Source organism: Enterococcus sp. AZ089 (assembly GCF_050547225.1).
GTDB lineage: Bacteria > Bacillota > Bacilli > Lactobacillales > Enterococcaceae > Enterococcus_D > Enterococcus_D entomosocium.
In genome coordinates this window covers 515649-533219 of the sequence record NZ_CP172954.1, presented here as the reverse complement: position 1 = coordinate 533219, position 17571 = coordinate 515649, and the positions used below count along the sequence as shown (strand labels likewise).

13 protein-coding genes are annotated in these 17571 nt (G+C 44.4%); 3 read left to right on the top strand and 10 right to left on the bottom strand.

Annotated features, from left to right (window positions below):
- Positions 1 to 9: 9 nt before the first annotated feature.
- The 5 genes from IGJ01_RS02470 to IGJ01_RS02450 form a co-directional block, all read right to left on the bottom strand.
- Complete coding sequence (locus IGJ01_RS02470) at positions 10 to 912, bottom strand: carbohydrate ABC transporter permease (protein ID WP_005232126.1); 903 nt, start codon at positions 910 to 912, stop codon at positions 10 to 12.
- An 86-nt stretch (positions 913 to 998) separates the two neighbouring features.
- Positions 999 to 2270 carry an ABC transporter substrate-binding protein gene (locus IGJ01_RS02465; RefSeq protein ID WP_086332980.1) on the bottom strand — a complete coding sequence of 424 codons (1272 nt, stop codon included), beginning with the start codon at positions 2268 to 2270 and terminating at the stop codon, positions 999 to 1001.
- A 45-nt stretch (positions 2271 to 2315) separates the two neighbouring features.
- The gene (locus IGJ01_RS02460; protein ID WP_430601365.1) at positions 2316 to 3467 is read right to left on the bottom strand and encodes a glycoside hydrolase family 88 protein; all 1152 of its coding nucleotides are present in this window, start codon (positions 3465 to 3467) and stop codon (positions 2316 to 2318) included.
- Positions 3451 to 5292 carry a DUF2264 domain-containing protein gene (locus IGJ01_RS02455; RefSeq protein ID WP_430601364.1) on the bottom strand — a complete coding sequence of 614 codons (1842 nt, stop codon included), beginning with the start codon at positions 5290 to 5292 and terminating at the stop codon, positions 3451 to 3453. The genes IGJ01_RS02460 and IGJ01_RS02455 overlap by 17 nt, the downstream gene beginning before the upstream one ends.
- On the bottom strand, positions 5255 to 5677 hold the full coding sequence (locus tag IGJ01_RS02450) for a hypothetical protein (RefSeq protein WP_074535302.1): 423 nt from the start codon (positions 5675 to 5677) through the stop codon (positions 5255 to 5257). Before IGJ01_RS02450 ends, IGJ01_RS02455 begins: the two co-directional genes overlap by 38 nt.
- Before the next feature lie 177 nt (positions 5678 to 5854).
- Between IGJ01_RS02450 and IGJ01_RS02445 the strand changes: the two genes are divergently transcribed.
- A complete protein-coding gene (locus IGJ01_RS02445; RefSeq protein WP_005232137.1) occupies positions 5855 to 6898 on the top strand; it encodes a LacI family DNA-binding transcriptional regulator in 1044 nt (347 codons plus the stop codon).
- Between the two features lie 59 nt (positions 6899 to 6957).
- On the opposite strand, the gene IGJ01_RS02440 is transcribed toward IGJ01_RS02445, so the two are convergent.
- Both IGJ01_RS02440 and IGJ01_RS02435 read right to left on the bottom strand, forming a co-directional pair.
- Positions 6958 to 8625: a hypothetical protein gene (locus tag IGJ01_RS02440; protein WP_430601363.1), complete on the bottom strand. Its 1668-nt coding sequence runs from the start codon at positions 8623 to 8625 to the stop codon at positions 6958 to 6960.
- Positions 8622 to 9470 carry a hypothetical protein gene (locus IGJ01_RS02435; protein ID WP_074934378.1) on the bottom strand — a complete coding sequence of 283 codons (849 nt, stop codon included), beginning with the start codon at positions 9468 to 9470 and terminating at the stop codon, positions 8622 to 8624. Before IGJ01_RS02435 ends, IGJ01_RS02440 begins: the two co-directional genes overlap by 4 nt.
- 169 nt (positions 9471 to 9639) lie before the next feature.
- On the opposite strand from IGJ01_RS02435, the gene IGJ01_RS02430 reads away from it, so the two are divergent.
- The gene (locus IGJ01_RS02430; RefSeq protein ID WP_430601362.1) at positions 9640 to 11475 is read left to right on the top strand and encodes a DUF2264 domain-containing protein; all 1836 of its coding nucleotides are present in this window, start codon (positions 9640 to 9642) and stop codon (positions 11473 to 11475) included.
- A 245-nt stretch (positions 11476 to 11720) separates the two neighbouring features.
- Here the strand turns inward: IGJ01_RS02430 and IGJ01_RS02425 are convergent, their stop codons facing one another.
- Both IGJ01_RS02425 and IGJ01_RS02420 read right to left on the bottom strand, forming a co-directional pair.
- The gene (locus tag IGJ01_RS02425; RefSeq protein WP_101698808.1) at positions 11721 to 12206 is read right to left on the bottom strand and encodes a hypothetical protein; all 486 of its coding nucleotides are present in this window, start codon (positions 12204 to 12206) and stop codon (positions 11721 to 11723) included.
- Between the two features lie 91 nt (positions 12207 to 12297).
- Complete coding sequence (locus IGJ01_RS02420) at positions 12298 to 13065, bottom strand: helix-turn-helix domain-containing protein (protein ID WP_087664853.1); 768 nt, start codon at positions 13063 to 13065, stop codon at positions 12298 to 12300.
- A 101-nt stretch (positions 13066 to 13166) separates the two neighbouring features.
- Here IGJ01_RS02420 and IGJ01_RS02415 point away from each other — a divergent pair, with 101 nt between their 5' ends.
- Positions 13167 to 14699 (top strand): alpha-N-arabinofuranosidase, encoded by a 1533-nt coding sequence (locus IGJ01_RS02415; protein WP_430601361.1) that lies wholly within the window; start codon positions 13167 to 13169, stop codon positions 14697 to 14699.
- A 245-nt stretch (positions 14700 to 14944) separates the two neighbouring features.
- Here IGJ01_RS02415 and adhE read toward each other — a convergent pair whose 3' ends face one another.
- Positions 14945 to 17536, bottom strand: a complete 2592-nt coding sequence (adhE, locus tag IGJ01_RS02410) for a bifunctional acetaldehyde-CoA/alcohol dehydrogenase (RefSeq protein ID WP_008376050.1) — start codon at positions 17534 to 17536, stop codon at positions 14945 to 14947.
- Positions 17537 to 17571 lie beyond the last annotated feature (35 nt).

The following is a 17571-nucleotide window of genomic DNA, read 5'->3' as shown; positions in this document are numbered from 1 at the left end:
ACTCCCTCCTTACACGCGTTCTTGTCTTTGGTTCCACTTAAACTGGATCACCGTGATGCCCAAAACGATCACAAACAAGACCATGGCGATCGCAGATGCGTAACCAAAATTAAATTTCACAAACGCTTCGTTGTAAATTTGATACACCAAGACATTGGTGGCTCGACCGGGTCCGCCGGCAGTCATGACTTGGACCAAATCGAAGATCTTGAAACAGTTGATGACCAGCATGATCGAAACAAAGAAGGTCGTTGGTCGTAAGGACGGCAATGTCACGTTGCGAAACTGCTGCCACTTGTTGGCCCCATCGATCGAAGCCGCTTCATACAATTCCTTTGGCACACTTTGTAGCCCTGCCAAGTATAAGATCATGTAATACCCCATGCCACGCCAGACGCTGACTATGATGATCGCCGTCAAAGCCCAATCAGAGCTGGAGGTCCAACCAGGAGGATTTTCAATAAAAAATTTCAAAAACTGATTGATTGGTCCCATCGTTGGGTGAAACAACATGTTCCACACGACAGCGATCGCAACTAACGAGGTGACATAAGGAAAGAAGAAGGCAGTACGGAAAAACTTCATTCCACGTACTTTTTTATTCAATAAAATCGCTAAGCCTAAGGAACATACTAACGTTAATGGAACGACGCCAATCGTATAGAGAAAGGTGTTCTTTAACGAGATCCAAAAGGTGTCGTCCCCTAGCATTTTGCTGAAATTTTTCATTCCCACAAATTCAGGCGAACTAAAGGAATCCCATTCCATGAAAGCCAGAATCAATGAGAACACAACTGGCACTAAGGTAAATAAGAAAAAGCCGATAAAGTTCGGTGCAATAAAAGACAGCGCGGTTAGCGTATTTTTGCGTTTCAACTTATTGGCTGCTTTTGATTTTGAGGTTATTTCCATATTTGTCTCCTGCTGCTTGCCAGCAGGCCCCCTTTCATTAATAAAGAGAAGGAACTTTTTTGCCCAAGTCCCTTCTCTCGTTAGGACTATTCTGTTTCAGATTTCACCCTTTTTTCCATATTCGCAATGCCTTCTTTTGGTGTTTCATCCCCTACAAGGATCAAGTCATGTTCTTCTTGCAAGATTTTGTCGATCGCTGGTCCATTTTCATCGACAGGAAACTCGATCGCGACGGTTTCTGGATTGAAGGCTTTTTTCGATACTTCATCGGCGGGCATGCCTTCACGGGAGAAGTAAAGTTCATCAATGGCATCAGTCTTATATGAAGGAACGACACCGACTTCTGCTAATACTTTGGCGCCTTCTTCACCGGAACAAAAGTCTAAGAATTTTTGCGCAGCTTCTTGATGTTTTGAATTTTTATTGATGGCAAAAGCAGTCGGAGAACCAAATGTCGTTACTTCCCCTTTTTCATTTTGCGGCATTTCCGCAATGCCCCACTCGACATCTGTCTTGCCATCGTCGATATTGGTCATCAATGCACCCATATACCAAGTTCCCATGTACATCATGGCTGCTTTTTCATTTTCAAATTGTGATTGATACGTAACTTTCGTTGATTTTGCTGTCCCAAAGTCCATTTGTGCTTTATCGTCTTGCATCCGCAATGCACGATCATAATATTCTTCTAAGTAGTCGTATTGAGGATCGATCAAGTTGGCACCATTTTGAGCAGCTGCAATCGCTTGAGTAGTAGAACGCCATGTGTGTTGATACGCACCATAAATTTGTTCGTCTGGTTTTGTTAGCTGCTTGGCAAGCTCCTCATATTCGTCCCAGGTGATGTTCGATGGGTAGTCTAAGCCTGCTTCATCGAACATTTTTTTGTTATAATATAAGACCCAAAAATCCGTCCGATACGGTTGTGCATAGGTTTTGCCTTCTACGTCATACATGTCATAGCTTTCTTGCGCTGGGGCAATATCCAATGATCCGATATGGTCGGTGAGATCCACCAATTGGTCCCGCAACGCATAATTAGAGTAAGAAAGTAAATTTTTCATGGTCAAAATATCTGTCGTATCTCCGGAAGAGAGCATGGTCGTCAGTTTGGTATCATAATCATCTGAAGCAATATCGACAGGCTCAACGGTAATGCCCGGATTCGCTTCTTCAAAGGCACGGAATAGTTTTTCGAATTCAGGTGTCGTATCGTAATTCCAAGTGGTTACGGTCAATTTGATATCGCCATCTTCAGAAGCAGCGGAATCATCTGTCGCTCCGCCTCCACAGGCTGCCAAAGCTGCGATTGCCCCAAACATCGTTGCTGCTAATAAACCTTTTTTCAAAAAGTGCATTTTCATTCCTCCATTAAACATTTTTTTAAAGGGTCGCCCCTAAAACTACCAATAGGAATACCAACTTTGTGACACCCGCATCAGCGCTTCCATGTAATAATAATCGCCCCAGATCATGCATTCATCGACCCCTTTGAGGGAATTCTTGTCATAAACCCCATGCATCAATAGTCCGTTTGATTCGGGATGGTCGATCGTTGTATAGTTTTGGGCTAACGATGCCAAGATCGCCAAGGCGTTTTCCTGATAGGCGGCTTGGTTTGGCTGCGTGATCGGTAAATGTTTCGCCAGTTCTAGCAAGCCACAGACTGCGATGGCGGCGGCCGAACTATCCCTTTCTTCCTGACTACCATCGTTAAACACTAAATCCCAATAACTGACCTTGTCCGCCGGTAATTCAGCAATAAAGTATTCCGCAAGGTCTTGAGCAGTCTTCAAGAAACTGGTATCACCGGTGTAAAGGTAACTCAGCGTAAATCCGTAGATGCCCCACGCTTGCCCTCTTGCCCAGCAGGAATCATCGGCATAGCCTTGTTGGGTATTGCCGCCGATCGCCGCTCCAGTTTCAACGTCGAAGTAATAGGTGTGGTACGTCGTGGCGTTGTCTCGCACGATGTATTTCTGGGTCTGCTTGGCATGGGCATAGGCTGCTTTTTTGTAGGATTCATCCCCGGTCATTTGGGAAGCAAAATACAATAGCGGCAAATTCATCAAGCAATCAATAATGATGCGCCCCCGTTGTTGCGGATCATCGAGATCGCCCCACGCTTGAATGATCTGGGCTTTGGGTGAGTAACGGGCCATCAATAGATTGGCGGCGGCAATCGCGAGTTTTTTCGAAGATTCCCGTCCGTTCACTCGATAGTCGGCAATCGCAGTCAAACTATACAAAAACCCGATATCATGGGTTTCTAATCCAATTCTTTGGTTCAATCGTTCTTGGAAAGAGTGCAGCTGTTTTTCGATGGTTTCATCAAATTCTGTTGATCCCGTCAGTTCTTTACTCAAAAACAACATGCCAGTCCAAAAACTCGCCGTCCAATCATGGTTGGCTTCTGGTCGATAGACAAGCTGTTCACTTGCTGCCGGTGGGACCAACGTGTCAAAGGTCTTAGTATTCTTTCTTACTTGATTAACGGTGAAGTCGATTTGCTCGGCTATCCATTGTGATAGCTGTACGTCATAGCTGGTTTCCATTTTTTCCTCCTATTCGCTCAACCTGGATCGTTTGTCCGGATTGATTGATCGTAATGTTGTCTGTTGTCACTTCGACGGTCACTGCTTGTTCTTGTTCTTGTGGAAGCAAGCCGGTGACGAGGGAAACGAACAGGTGCTTTCCCGCTTGTCGTTGAGCAGTTAGATACGGCAGCCACGTTGCAGGATACAAGAGGTTCGTATTTGGCTCCGTTCGTAGGACATCGCTCGTTTCATAGCCAGCGATCGCCTCGATTTTCGAATAGCCGATCGATGTTCGTACCGCAGCGCTGCTTGTGGTTTTTTCAGTGATGGCAGTTGCCTCTTTCGGTGATGAAAACCCACCCTCATAGAAAGAAAGGGCGCGCTGAGAATTGATCTCATGAATGCGAAGGTGACTGCCTATCAGTGGAATGATTGTTGTTTTTATCTGGACGTCTTCCCATGGATTCCATTCATGAATGATCCGATCAGGTAAAAGCTGATACTGGCGATCCAATCCTTTGGTGCGAAAGTAATGGTCATCTTCTGATAAAGCCAATGTGTTGTCATAATTTCCTTCATAAAACCAATAATTGCTCTTGGGCACGCTATTGCCAAACGTCGTTGAGTAGACAAATTTGCTATATTTGCTGCTGGCATGACTTTGATAGTTGATACATTGTCCTGCAGGAAACATCAAGGCATGCGTCAAGTCTTGATTGTGTTGATAAAAGTTCTTACTGATGGGATGAGCCAGTGTTCTTTCAGTGATCACTAATGGCGTTGGGGTGGCTTGCCAATAGGGATGCTCCTTTGGTACCGCTAACAAAAGAAAGGTTTTTAACGCCCAATAAGGTGAACCTGGTGCATTGTAGCCTTCGGCAAAGATCAGATTCTGGTACGAATAGCCGACCGTCAGTATCCCTTCGGAAGTAAAAATGTCTTGCTGCATCCACTGATGCAGGTGACGACTGATCAACCCTTTGATCTCTCCCCATGGCAATGCTTCAACATCCGCAAAAACCAATGCGCTGAAGAAAGAAACTTGCGCAAAGCGATACGTCAAACTTCGACCAAAAGGAACGGCAGCTCCACCTGCTGCAAACCAATGCTTGAAGGTTTGAGCAAACTCGGTGGCTCGTTGTTTGAACTTCGTTGTCCTTTCAAGATCTTCAGGGACAAATCGACAGTACAGAAGACTGTAGTAGTGGATCGCAAAAGATACATAGTAATCGATTTGAGTGGCTACTCCGTCACAGTACCATCCTTCCCCTAAATAAAAGGTCTCGATCAATGCCAAGTCAGCATCGATCTTTTCTTGGGAAAAGCTGCTGCCACAACGCTTCATGGCTACATTGACGAGAACCCGAAAGAAATGCCAATTGTTTGCGGGAATTTCTCGTTGATTGACTTGGATCAGCCACGCATGGAGATTATCTTTTTGGCGTTGGGATAAAACATCCCACGTTTTTTCCTTGTTTAATAGTAAAAAGGTACTTAGCGAAGCCATTTCCACGATTCGTTGGTCGAAGTCTTCCACAACACCCCAATAATCGGGACTCTCTGGATCTGTACCCGCAATAATTCCTGAGAGATAGGTTTCCATGAATGAATCTTCTTGCTGGGTTAGATAAGGCGCGAGTCCCCAAAGCGGTCGCAAGAACGCTTCAAGTTCCTGTACCTCTTTCTCATAGACAGTCCCATGGCTGCCTAAAGCCAAATGACCGGGACGACTGCTTGCAAAAGCGGGTTTGAGTTGATCCATGATCGTTTTGAAGCCGGCTGCTACATCTTCATAACTTTCAAATTTATTCTTTTTCAATTGCTGCAGCTTCTGTGATTGCATCCGCATCCTTCCTTTCAATCAATGTCGCTTTAATAAAACCATAATATTCTCCGTAGACCGTCACCACATCTTGCAGTTTCAGTTGTTGACTTTGTTCATTGAATACTTGGTACTGTCCAGCCGCTGTTTCTAGAATAAATCGATCCCCTTTCTCAATGTCTGCTGTTTTCGCATCACTCTTTACGATGGTGCCAGATAGCTTCACGAATTCATGCAACGGGACGACACCTTGCGAAAAATCTTCGTCAGAATAACAAAGCGCTCGTTCTTTTAATTGCTTTTCGCTGCTTTGGGAAAATGCTTGCGTCTGCGTTGCTTCATTTGGAGAACAAGCAGTCAACCCCATAAGTAGACCCAGGATAAATAACGAATTAATCCACTTCATTCATGCCACCCTCATTTTTAAAACGCTTTCTTCATTTCAAATCATACTTTTTTTTAGGAAAATAATCAATAGTTTTTCCTAAAAAAAGTAAAATTTTTACTTGAGGGCAATTTCTCTCTTGGTTTTTTTACTAAAAAGAAATATACTGAAGAGGAGAAGCATTGGAGGAGGGATTCTATGGCTACGATTACCGACATAGCGACCATAGCTGAGGTATCAATATCAACCGTATCACGGGTTCTGAACTACGATCCTAGTCTTTCAGTGACCGAAGAAACCAAACGAAAGATTTTTGAGGCAGCTGAAAAACTAAATTATACGAAATACAAAAACAAGCAAAAGCAGCGTGAACTACCAGTGGATGTACCAAAAAAACACAACAAATCGATCGGGATCGTTCAGTGGCGGATGGATGATGAAGAATTGGAAGACATTTACTATATGTCGATTCGTTTAGGTGTGGAAAAACGCGCCGCCGAACTGGGTTGTGATCTGTTAAAAATCTCCAACCTTGATGAGTCAGTGATCCAGTCCGTCGACGGCTTACTGGCGATTGGCAAGTTTACAGAAGAGCGGGTCAAGAAACTCCATGAGCTACACCCCAACCTCTGTGTGATTGGCAGTAACTTTCCCCTGGATGACTACGATTCTGTCAATACCGATTTTACGCAAGCAACGGAGTTGGCTCTTTCTCACTTGATGGGACTTGGTCATCAAAAAATCGCCTTTATCGGCGCCGAGGAAAGTCAAAATATGTATGGGTATCGGCGGTACAAAACGCCAACGGTCAACACCTATGTCGATATGATGCAGCATTATCAGCTGTTTGATGAGGATTATTTCATCGTGAAAGAAAATAGTCGGTTGGATGTCCAAACGGGGGAAGAATTAACGGAGCAGGCTTTGGCTTTGTGGCAAGACCGCTTGCCGACTGCGATTTTGGCAGCCAATGATGCCTTTGCGATCGGGGTCATTCATACGCTAACGGCTCATGGAATCAAGATTCCTGAAGACATCAGTGTTATGGGCATCAACGATATTTCGGTGTCCCGCTATGTCTCCCCACCCCTTTCTTCGGTCCAAGCATTTACTGAAGAGATGGGTGAAACGGGGTTAGAGCTACTCTATAACCGCATCGAAAATCCTGGGATCGCCAGACGCATCTTTTTAAGTACACAGCTGGTGATTCGTCAATCTACCGCAAAACCAAAAGAAGGCTGAGAAGCTGCGGTGTCTTCTTGCATTGATCAACGTCATTGCAAGGAAGCACCGCATCCTTCTCACCCTTTTTTTATTTTAATGGTCGTTTTGATTTCCCCTGTCTGCTCAAGCGTGTATTCGGCTTGAATCAAATACGCTTGCGCCTGTACACCATGGTGATCTTGATAAGTGACTGGCTGTATTTGGATCTTATCACTGGTAAAACCAAGAACACAGCGTGCTTTTTTTGTCATTAGTTGAACGGTCTTATCTTGCACCATTGGTGGTATGTTCGTAATAAAGTTTTCCACCACCAGATTCTTTGGTTGGTGCTCGTCAAAGACAAAATGGTCTTCGATCGTTACTTGTTGCTGCGAGACCACGAAGCGCCGCTGGTATTCAGTGACCGCTGCTTTCGGATAGAACGCACTGAGGTCTAAGTCAAATTGCTGGTCATTAACCTGTAGCACCGTTGCTTCCTCGGCTGTTGGGCGTTGGGTGTGCTGGTTGATGATTGGCAGCGAATGACTGATTGCGGCTGCGGGAAAGTAGTGATAGCGCGTGTTCTCGTCAAAATACTCTTTGGTGTACTCCCCTGCACCAAGGTCCGTCAGAAACAACTCCTCCGTCGTTCCTAAGACAAAATGACCGACATCAAGATGATTGTGGCTTTCTTGATTGCTCCCCCCTTTGGCAGCAAAAAAAAGATCCTGTTGCACATCTTTTGCCATGAACCACTGCGCTTGTTCAAAATAGTGATGAAACGAGGCATTCGTTTCACGTGTGATCGCTTCGTTATGCCAATACAAATTTCGATAGCTGTGGGCAAACCGGTAGCAAGGATCAAAACCTAACGGACTGACCCCCGATAATTGGGGAACCGCCACGCCCAAATGCTCGTAGCAATAACTGACCAAGCCACTAGGCAGTTCGATCGCCGAATAATCAGAAAAAGGAATGTAATGCCCTAGAGAAATCATCGTGTAGTAAGGAAAAGCAGCAATTTTTCTGGTTTTAGGCTGCTTTAGGTAGGTATCTTCTTGCAATACTTCTGCCAACAATTGTGCATAATACAGAAAATAACCAAACCCATACGCCCAGTATCCGACGCCTTCTACACAAGCACCATCTTCGCCAAAGCTGTTGAGATAGCTTTGCATTGCAGTATCCAATCGTTTGATCATCCGCAATTGTAGCTCGCTTTTTTTCGGCAATACATAGAGCGCCGTCATTCCAAGACAGCCACCAATAACTGCGGACCAATTGTTCTCTTTTGTCTCCCATTCCCAGGTTTGCTCCTCGAAGGGTAAAAAAAGCCGTTGATCGATCTCATACAACACTCGTTCTGTGATGACTGGTGAAAGGTCTCCCCCAACCAACATAAACAACTCTGCTAAGGATTGCCCAGTTTCAGCTGCAAAAAGATCGACTGTGTGGCGCGCTTGCGAAGAAAACTGGCCATCGACAATCGGCAGATGCGCTGGCAGACACCATGTATATTCATTGCAGATTTCCCAAATCACTTGCTCCAACAGCACTTTGATCGCTGCCTTACGCTCCATTTCATAAGCAAGTCCTAAAACCACCAACATCCGTCGGCGGGCAAAATAATGGGATTCGAAGGCAACACGATTCCCCGATTCGAGATACTCTTGATAGCCTTGATAAGGCAAATAGGGAATCTCACCAGTGTCAAGGTACGCCTGTGCCGCCTGTAAAATTTCTTCTTTTACATCTGCTGGATTCACGCGTTTTCCTCCTGAATGGAGCGTCCGAAGACTTCGATTTGGGTCAACGCTGGAAATGGTGAGGGATCGTCATTTTGGATCAGCTCATGCAATTTCACCCAAGTGACCGTTCGCGGCTGGAAAGAAAACCGTTGAGGCTGGCTGCTTTTGACCGTCTGCAAGATTTCTTGACTCCCGTCGGAAAACGCCAACGTGACTTGTTGCCAATAGCTATCATGGGGAAAATCCGCCCGTAACGTAAGCGCACATTGGTCGATGCGGACCTCATGACCAAAGTCGATCGTCAAAGCGGCATCTGCTTGTTGATTGATCCCCCATGAGCCATAGGGATAATTGCCATGAGACGTATTGGCAAAAATGCCATCAATAGCGTTACAAGCGAAAAACGTCGCATCATCTCTTGTTTCAACATTGGCATGGGCATGCGGATAGGCACCCAAGAATTCTTTTTGATCATGAGGGTTTAAGGCGACATTGCGGTAAGCCGCTAGTTCTTCTTTTGTTGCTACCCGCACACTCAAATAATGGCTTTTCCCAGCAAAACGGCCTTCTGGCGCGGCTTCTTTGGCATTTTCACTAAGATGTACGGGGTAGATCCACTCGTTGCCTTTGATGTACACCAAAGTAGTCGCCAGCGTTTCATCTAGTGTGACCCACACAAATTGTCCACTGCGTGAGAGCGAGACAACGATTTTATCTCCGTCCTCGTAACAATACGCTTGGGATGCCAACGTGACAAAGTCTTCCGCCGTCGCTTGCAGAAGGGTAGGTTCACTTTCAGGTGTTCGTTTGCCTTTTTTTACTTGATGCTTTTGGTCATAAATCGTTAAGGAAATCTGGGTCATTGCATGTAGCTCCTCTCGTATTTTCTCCATTATAGCGATGTCGACAAAAAAATGTAACTGGTTCCAGCGATTTTTTACTATTTTTTTACTTAAAATCGAGAAATGTAACAGTTCCCATTTCTTTATTTTACTAAATAAAGTAAAATAACAAATAAAAGGAGCTGTTTACATGAGAAACTTCCAAGAAGCATTAAGTAAGAACCCTCTTCGAACCAAAACCGATCTAGAAGAGGCCCTTGTTGATCTGGTCACTCCCGTATACGAATGTATGGCACGACAAGGAACTCCCGGGAGGGTCCACCTAGGAAATTCAGGAGCAGTGTACACCCAGGAAAAGAGTGACGTCGAAGGCTTTTTGCGGACACTCTGGGGATTGGGCCCATTGTTCAGCCAAGAAGAAGCGTGCCTTCGTTACCCAAAACTTTTTCAACAAGCCAATGCCGGGATCGTTGCAGGCACCACCCCGACCTCTCAGGAGTACTGGGGAAAACTGCATGACTACGACCAATTGTTTGTGGAAATGGGTGCCCTTGCTAGCTATTTGATTTTTACCAAACCCGTCTTTTGGGATCTCCTCACACCAAGAGAGCAAACAAATCTCTTTAATTGGCTCAATCAGATCAATCAGCACACGATCCCTAAAACCAATTGGCTCTTCTTTCGGATTTTAGTTAATACCTTCTTTGAAATGGCAGCATTGCCTTTTGTAGAAACAACCCTTTTGGCTGATCAAGAAGAGATCGAGAGGTATTACTTAGCAGACGGCTGGTATTTTGATGGCTATGAAAACCAAATCGACTATTATATTCCTTTTGGGATGCAATATTACGGACTCCTTTACAGTGTTCTTACTTGTCGTTCCCAATGCCCTTATCAGTTTAGCTACTGTCAAAGAGCCGCTACGTTTGCGCAATCCTTTAAGCAGTGGTTCACGAAAACCGGTGCGGCATTGCCTTTTGGTCGTAGTCTAACGTATCGGTTTGCACAATCAAGTTTCTTTGCTGTCGGTGCTTTCGCCGATATAGAATATGAAGGCTTCACAAAAAATGAAGGAAAATATTTACTGTTACAAAACATGCGTTACTGGTTTCGCCAACCAATCTTTACGCAAGAAGGCTTTTTAAGTATTGGCTATGCCTACCCCAACCTAAATATGGCTGAAGGCTATAACGCACCCGGATCGCCTTATTGGGCTTTCAAAAATTTCTGTGTATTGGCCATCCCAGCGGATGCTGAATTTTGGACGCTTGAGGAGCAGGTGCCAACCTTTGCCACAACGGTGCGCAATCTTCATAGTCGGATGCTTTTGGTGCATAACCAAGAAGGCACAGAATTGCAAGCTTTCACTGCGGGGCAACATTCCCACGAACATGCTCACGGCAATGCCAAATACGAAAAGTTTGTCTATTCGACAACGTTTGGGTTTAGCGTACCGAAAGCAACCGTTTTATTGAAACAAGGTGCCTATGATAATACATTGGCGATCTCAGAGGGGCAGACGGATTTTAAAACAGCTTTTGGTTACGAAGCCTTTGCGATTGAAGATGACTACGTCTATAGTCGCTGGCGCCCCTACGAGCAGATCGTCATCGAAACCTTTGTGATTCCGATGTATCCTTGGCATCTGCGTTACCATCGGATTCAAACGGATCGAAGGTTGCAACTGGTCAATGGCAGCTTTGCAGCACCAGCTGATGGTGCTGCGCTTTCTAGCAAAGAAGGCACCTTTTATCAAAGCTCGGTTGGCTGTGTCGGTATCAAAAGCTTCCCGACGCATCAAGAAGGTACCCTCTTGATGCCAGAACCCAACACGAATCTACTTTATAGTCGAACAGTCATCCCTCAAATAAGCAAAACCGTTCTCGCCGGACAACAGGAATGGCTCGTTGCGTGTTTAGGCAATGCCTTTTCTGATCAGATTCCATCTTTTGATGTCACTATCACAGCGGACAAAGTAGCAATGAGCCAAGGGGATCAGAGAAAAACCATTCAGCTTAGATACTAGCAAAAAAATTACTGGCAAATGCTAGTAGAAAAGCTACCGAAAACACCTTTCTGATTTACGGGATTGAAGAATGTCCCCCCAGAAGTTCGATTTCAGTCTAAGGTTTCAGCGTCAGTACCTTCTGATCTCTCCGTTTCTATTGGCAAAAAGCAAAAAAATACTTGTACCACAAAACGGTGCTTCACGTATTGTGAAGTGCCGTTTTTTTGGTACAAGTGATTCATGTTTTGATCGACGATCAGTGCTTATTTCCCGAAAAGCTTTTGGAGAAATCCTTTTTTCTCAGAGACTTCCTTTGTTTCAGTCACCTGAAGCGGTCCAGTTTCCTTCACAACTTGCTGAAAGCCACGATTGTCTTGCAGCAACAGACCGTTTAGTTCCAGGATCCCGGACAGACTGCCAATCATCCGCCGCACTTCTCCCGCACTTTTGCCAAAAAAGCGCTGGTCGTCGTTTGCTTCGGCTTCTTCCAAAATAACCAACAGCTGCTGGATGCTTTGATTTTGTTCACCTAAGACGTACGACAACTGGTCAGCTTCCGCTGCTGTAGTGGCCGCTGACGGTACTAAATCCGTTACGAGCTTTAAGCTATCTAAATAATCCTTTAAGTCAAAAATGAACGTTTGTGCCGCTTCATTGTTCGTTAATTGACTTTGACTCAATTTTCTTTGTAGCGCTTCCAATTCGCTTGAACGTTTAGAAAGTTCGCTTACGATCGTTTCTGTATCCATACGCCACCTCCTAATGACATTGTCCCGTTTTCTCTTTCATCCGTCAAGAATTCGTCGGACTTTTTTCAGCGTTTTTACCGATCAGACCTGCCTATTGCTCCTGTTGGTACTTTGTCGGTGCACAGCCATAGCGCTTCGCAAAGAGCCGATTAAAATGGTTGATGTTTTGGAACCCAGATTGAAACGCCGCCTCTCGAATCGTCAGTGTTTCGTTGCTGCGTAGATAAAAAAACTTTTGAAACCGAGCTTGCAATAAATCTTCTTTGGGCGTGGTATGAAAAAACTGTTGATAGAGCTTGTAGAATTGGCTTTTACCGATGGAAAGCTCTCGGCTAAACTGGTAAAAATCCCATTGCTGTTCGCAATTGACTAACATTTTCAACCGCATCGCTTGAAACAGTTGATAGTGTTCATTTTGTGGTTGCGGGATGCTTTCTTCAAAATTGCGTTCAAGTAAGACCAATAGATTTGTCATATACGCCGCAATCAATTCTTCCGTGTGCCGTTGTGGCAACAAGGATTCATGATTGATCTTTTGGATCAATTTGTTGATTTGTTGAATATTTTTCGGCTGGAACAATTGGTTGCAAGGGATCGCATAGGTTTCTTCGATCACCTGATCCGTTTGAAACTCAACAAAGCTATTAAAAAAATCTTCTTTGCCACGATAATTTTGATAGACGGTTGGAGGAAAAAGAATGCAGCTACCTTTTTCACTAGTTTCTTGATGACCATCTTCAAAAGTGAAAACCATTGGAGACAAAGTCAACACGAAAAGATAATGCTTTAAGCCAGAGGGTCGATAAATATGATCGGAAACAGCATTGTGCATTTGAAATCCTGAATAGGTTACGTTCAACTTCTCACTCCTTCCTACTTGCCTTTAGTATAAAGAAAACGGACAAAACGTCAATAGAATAAGACAGAATGTAGTGTTTATTTTCATGGACTATCGCTACAATGAAAGAAAAGAAAGGGGTTGCAAAATTGAAGGAAACTACGATGTATTTAGACAAACACTTTATTTTGGCACCAGTCGACGAACGGATCTACGGCTCTTTTGTGGAGCACTTAGGGCGCTGTGTGTACGAAGGGATCTATCAACCAGAAAGTCCTTTTGCCGATGAGCAAGGCTTTCGTCAAGATGTCGCTGCCTTGATCAAGCAGTTGAATGTGCCGATCGTCCGTTACCCAGGAGGCAATTTCGTCTCTGGGTATAAATGGGAAGATAGCGTCGGCCCTAAAGAGCAACGGCCAGCAAAAATCGATTTGGCCTGGCGGGTGATCGAAAGCAATCAGTTCGGCTTAAACGAATTTATGGATTGGACCAAAGAAGTCAATACGGCACCGATGATGGCGATCAATCTTGGGACACGAGGAATCGAAGCAGCGAAAAACTTGATTGAATACACCAATTTAAAAGGCGGCAGCTATTATAGTGATCTCCGTCGTACCCATGGGGTGGCCGATCCTCATGACATCAAGCTTTGGTGTCTAGGCAATGAAATGGACGGCCCTTGGCAAGAAGGACATAAGACAGCCGATGAATACGGCCGTCTCGCAGAAGAAGCTGGCAAAGCGATGCGTCTGGTGGACCCAACGATCGAAACCGTCGCTTGTGGTAGTTCTTCTCTCACGATGCCGACCTTTGGCATGTGGGAAGATACAGTATTAAGTCATTGTTACGATCAAGTCAACTACATTTCCATGCACCAATATTATGGCAATCGTAACGGCGATAGCCAAGACTATCTAGCAAGCAATGTCGCAATGGATCAGTTCATCAGTCAAGTCGCAGCGATCTGTGATGCGGTGAAAGCCAAACGCCGAAGCAAGAAGACCATCAATATTTCCTTCGACGAATGGAACGTCTGGTATCACTCAAATGAACAGGATCAAAAAATCGAACCTTGGAGTCAACACCCACCACAATTAGAAGACGTCTATCACTTCGAAGATGCGTTACTCGTCGCAAGCATGATGATCACGATGCTTCAGCACGCAGATCGCGTTAAAATTGCCTGCATGGCACAGCTGGTCAACGTGATCGCACCGATCATGACTTCCGATACTGCCGCTTGGAAACAAACGATTTTTTATCCCTATGAAATGATCAGCAACTATGGTCGCGGTCACGTGTTGCATAGCATCCTTCGAGGGGCCGATTTCGATAGCAGCCATGGAAAAGCTTCATATGTGGATGCCATTGCGATCGAAAACGAAGATGACTATTTGACCTTTTTCTTGGTGAATAAGGATTTGCAGGATACCAACGAATTCACTTGCGACTTGCGTCAATATGATTCATTGCAAATCGCTACCCATCAAGTCTTGCACCACCCAGACTTGCATGCTGTCAATACCGAAGCAACCCCGAACAACGTTGTGCCCGTCAATGGAAAAACAGCGGAATTGAATGACGGCATTTTGCGTGTCGTCTTGGAAAAACAAAGCTTCCAGATGCTACGCTTGAAGAAAAACGGCAGCAAGTAACGAGCCTATCTGTTTGAGCAAAAAAGCAGCCGCCTTGGCGATACCCTGAAAAAATGAGACTTTTACGGAGTGGAGACATCCACTCCTTTTTTATGATCCCCCCCTGTTCGATTGCTGTTTTTCGCATTCTTAACTGATCTGGGCAAGGAAGCGGCAACTGCCAGCTTGCTTTCTCAAAAAAAATGAAACGACAAAAGAACACCCTGCGGCAGCTAAGATACCGCAGGGTGTTCTTGATTCATTGTTTAGCCGTTATAGGCATCAACGATGATTTGTTTCAATTCAGAGATTAGTGGTTCTTTTGGATTTGCTGTTGTACATTGGTCTTCGTAAGCCAATTCAGCCATGCGATCAACTGTTGTATCTAGTGTTTGTTGAGTGACGCCTTGCGCTTTCAAGCTCATGTCGATACCAACAGATTGTCCTAATTCGTAAACAGCTGTTGCCAATGCTTCAACCAATTCAGCCGTTGTTTTGCCTTTAAGGCCTAAGAATTTCGCAATGTCTGCGTAATCTGTATCGGCACGGAAGAAGTCATATTTAGGGAACATTGCATGTTTTTGTGGGTCTTTGGCATTGTAACGGATGATGTGCGGTAAAAGAATCGCATTTGTACGTCCGTGAGGAATACCATATTCACCACCGATTTTGTGAGCTACAGAGTGACAAATACCTAGGAATGCATTGGCGAAGGCCATACCTGCCATTGTTGAGGCATTATGCATTTTTTCGCGAGATTCCATATCAGGTGTTTTCACTGATTTTTCTAAGTAGTCAAAGACTAGCTTGATTGCTTGTAAGCTCAATCCACGAGTGTAATCAGAGGCCATTACGGACACATAAGATTCGATCGCATGAGTCAAGACGTCCATTCCAGTGTCTGCTGTAACAGAAGCAGGTACTGACATTACGAATTGAGGGTCAACGATTGCAACATCTGGTGTCAATGCGTAATCAGCTAATGGGTACTTCACGTGTGTTTCACTATCAGTGATAACCGCAAATGGGGTTACTTCAGAACCAGTACCAGACGTTGTTGGGATACAAACGAATTGGGTTTTTTCTGGTTTGTCGATCTTGTATGTCCGTTTACGGATATCTAAGAATTTTTGTTTCGCGCCGAAGAATGAAGTATCTGGGTGCTCATAGAACATCCACATGCCTTTGGCAGCATCCATTGCTGATCCACCACCAAGGGCGATCACTGTATCTGGTTTGAAATCAACCATCATTTTTGTTCCAGCGTAAACGGTGTTTGTTGATGGGTTTGGTTCTACGTCAGAGAAGACTTCGATTTTCACGTCATTTTTACGACGAGCAAGTACTTCACGAACCGTATCGCAATAGCCGAATTGAACCATACCAGGGTCACAAACGATCATGACACGTTCAACGTTTTCCATTTTCTCCAAGTACATTAGAGAGTTCTTTTCAAAGAAGATTTTTGGTGGCAATTTAAACCATTGCATATTATTTCTCCGTTTCGCTACAGTTTTCACGTTGATCAAGTTCACGGCAGAAACATTTCGTGATACAGAGTTTTTCCCGTATGAACCACAACCAAGTGTCAATGATGGAATCATTTCGTTGTAGATATTTCCGATACCACCTTCTGCAGATGGTGTGTTAACTAAGATACGGCAAGCTTTCATGCGTAGGCCGAATGCTAATTGCAAGTCTTCGTTTTCAGTGTGGATCACCGCTGTATGGCCTAATCCGCCTAAATCAAGCATTGCTTCACATTTTTCGAACGCGTCTTCTGTGTTGTTTGCTTTGATCATTGCTAAAACTGGAGAAAGTTTTTCTCTTGATAGTGGGTAATCAGCACCGACACCGTCAAGTTCAGCGATCAATAATTTTGTTCCTTCTGGTACGTTGATGCCTGCTAATTTCGCGATATCCATTGCTGAATGACCAACGATTGCTGGATTTACGGCATATTTCCCTTCGTTCATCACGGCATCTTCAAGTTTTTGTAATTCTTTTGCTTTTACAACATATACTTGATGTGCTTCAAATTCTGCTTTCACAGAGGCATAGACTTCTTTATCAACGATCACTGCTTGTTCAGAGGCACAGATCATTCCGTTATCAAAAGTTTTTGACACGATCAAGTCATTGACTGCTCGTTTCACTTTCGCTGTTTTTTCGATATAAGCAGGTACGTTCCCTGGTCCAACACCTAATGCAGGTTTACCAGTTGAGTATGCTGCTTTGACCATGCCAGCGCCACCAGTTGCTAATACGATCGCAATTCCTGGGTGGTTCATCAATAAGCCAGTCGCTTCGATTGATGGATGCTCGATCCATTGCACACAGTTTTCAGGTGCCCCAGCAGCGATGGCTGCATCACGAACGATACGTGCAGCTTCTGCTGAACATTTTTGTGCAGATGGGTGGAAAGCAAAAACGATCGGATTACGTGTTTTCAAAGCGATCATTGCTTTAAAGATCGTTGTAGATGTTGGGTTGGTTGTTGGTGTTACCCCACAAACGACACCAACTGGTTCAGCGATTTCGATCAAGCCTTTTTGTTTGTCTTCATTGATCACGCCGACTGTTTTGTCATGTTTGATACTGTTCCAAATATATTCTGAAGCGTACATGTTTTTGATTGCTTTATCTTCATAGATACCACGGCCAGTTTCTTCTACTGCCATTTTAGCTAAAGGCATGTGTTTGTCTAATGCTGCCATTGCCATTTCATGAACAATGTGGTCCACTTTTTCTTGATCAAAGCTTTCCATTTCTTTTAACGCCACATTTGCCTTCGTTGCTAAATCGTCGATCATTGCTTGTACGTCGATTGTCACTTCTTTTTCCAATGTCTTAGCCATTGTTTGTCCTCCTAGTTTTTAAACATGTTTTGTTT

Bases quoted from the DNA above. Each gene is read 5' to 3' on its own strand.
- IGJ01_RS02470 (WP_005232126.1), bottom strand. From the start codon at position 912: ATGGAAATAACCTCAAAATCAAAAGCAGCCAATAAGTTGAAACGCAAA.
- IGJ01_RS02465 (WP_086332980.1), bottom strand. From the start codon at position 2,270: ATGCACTTTTTGAAAAAAGGTTTATTAGCAGCAACGATGTTTGGGGCA.
- IGJ01_RS02460 (WP_430601365.1), bottom strand. From the start codon at position 3,467: ATGGAAACCAGCTATGACGTACAGCTATCACAATGGATAGCCGAGCAA.
- IGJ01_RS02455 (WP_430601364.1), bottom strand. From the start codon at position 5,292: ATGCAATCACAGAAGCTGCAGCAATTGAAAAAGAATAAATTTGAAAGT.
- IGJ01_RS02450 (WP_074535302.1), bottom strand. From the start codon at position 5,677: ATGAAGTGGATTAATTCGTTATTTATCCTGGGTCTACTTATGGGGTTG.
- IGJ01_RS02445 (WP_005232137.1), top strand. From the start codon at position 5,855: ATGGCTACGATTACCGACATAGCGACCATAGCTGAGGTATCAATATCA.
- IGJ01_RS02435 (WP_074934378.1), bottom strand. From the start codon at position 9,470: ATGACCCAGATTTCCTTAACGATTTATGACCAAAAGCATCAAGTAAAA.
- IGJ01_RS02430 (WP_430601362.1), top strand. From the start codon at position 9,640: ATGAGAAACTTCCAAGAAGCATTAAGTAAGAACCCTCTTCGAACCAAA.
- IGJ01_RS02425 (WP_101698808.1), bottom strand. From the start codon at position 12,206: ATGGATACAGAAACGATCGTAAGCGAACTTTCTAAACGTTCAAGCGAA.
- IGJ01_RS02415 (WP_430601361.1), top strand. From the start codon at position 13,167: ATGAAAGAAAAGAAAGGGGTTGCAAAATTGAAGGAAACTACGATGTAT.
- adhE (WP_008376050.1), bottom strand. From the start codon at position 17,536: ATGGCTAAGACATTGGAAAAAGAAGTGACAATCGACGTACAAGCAATG.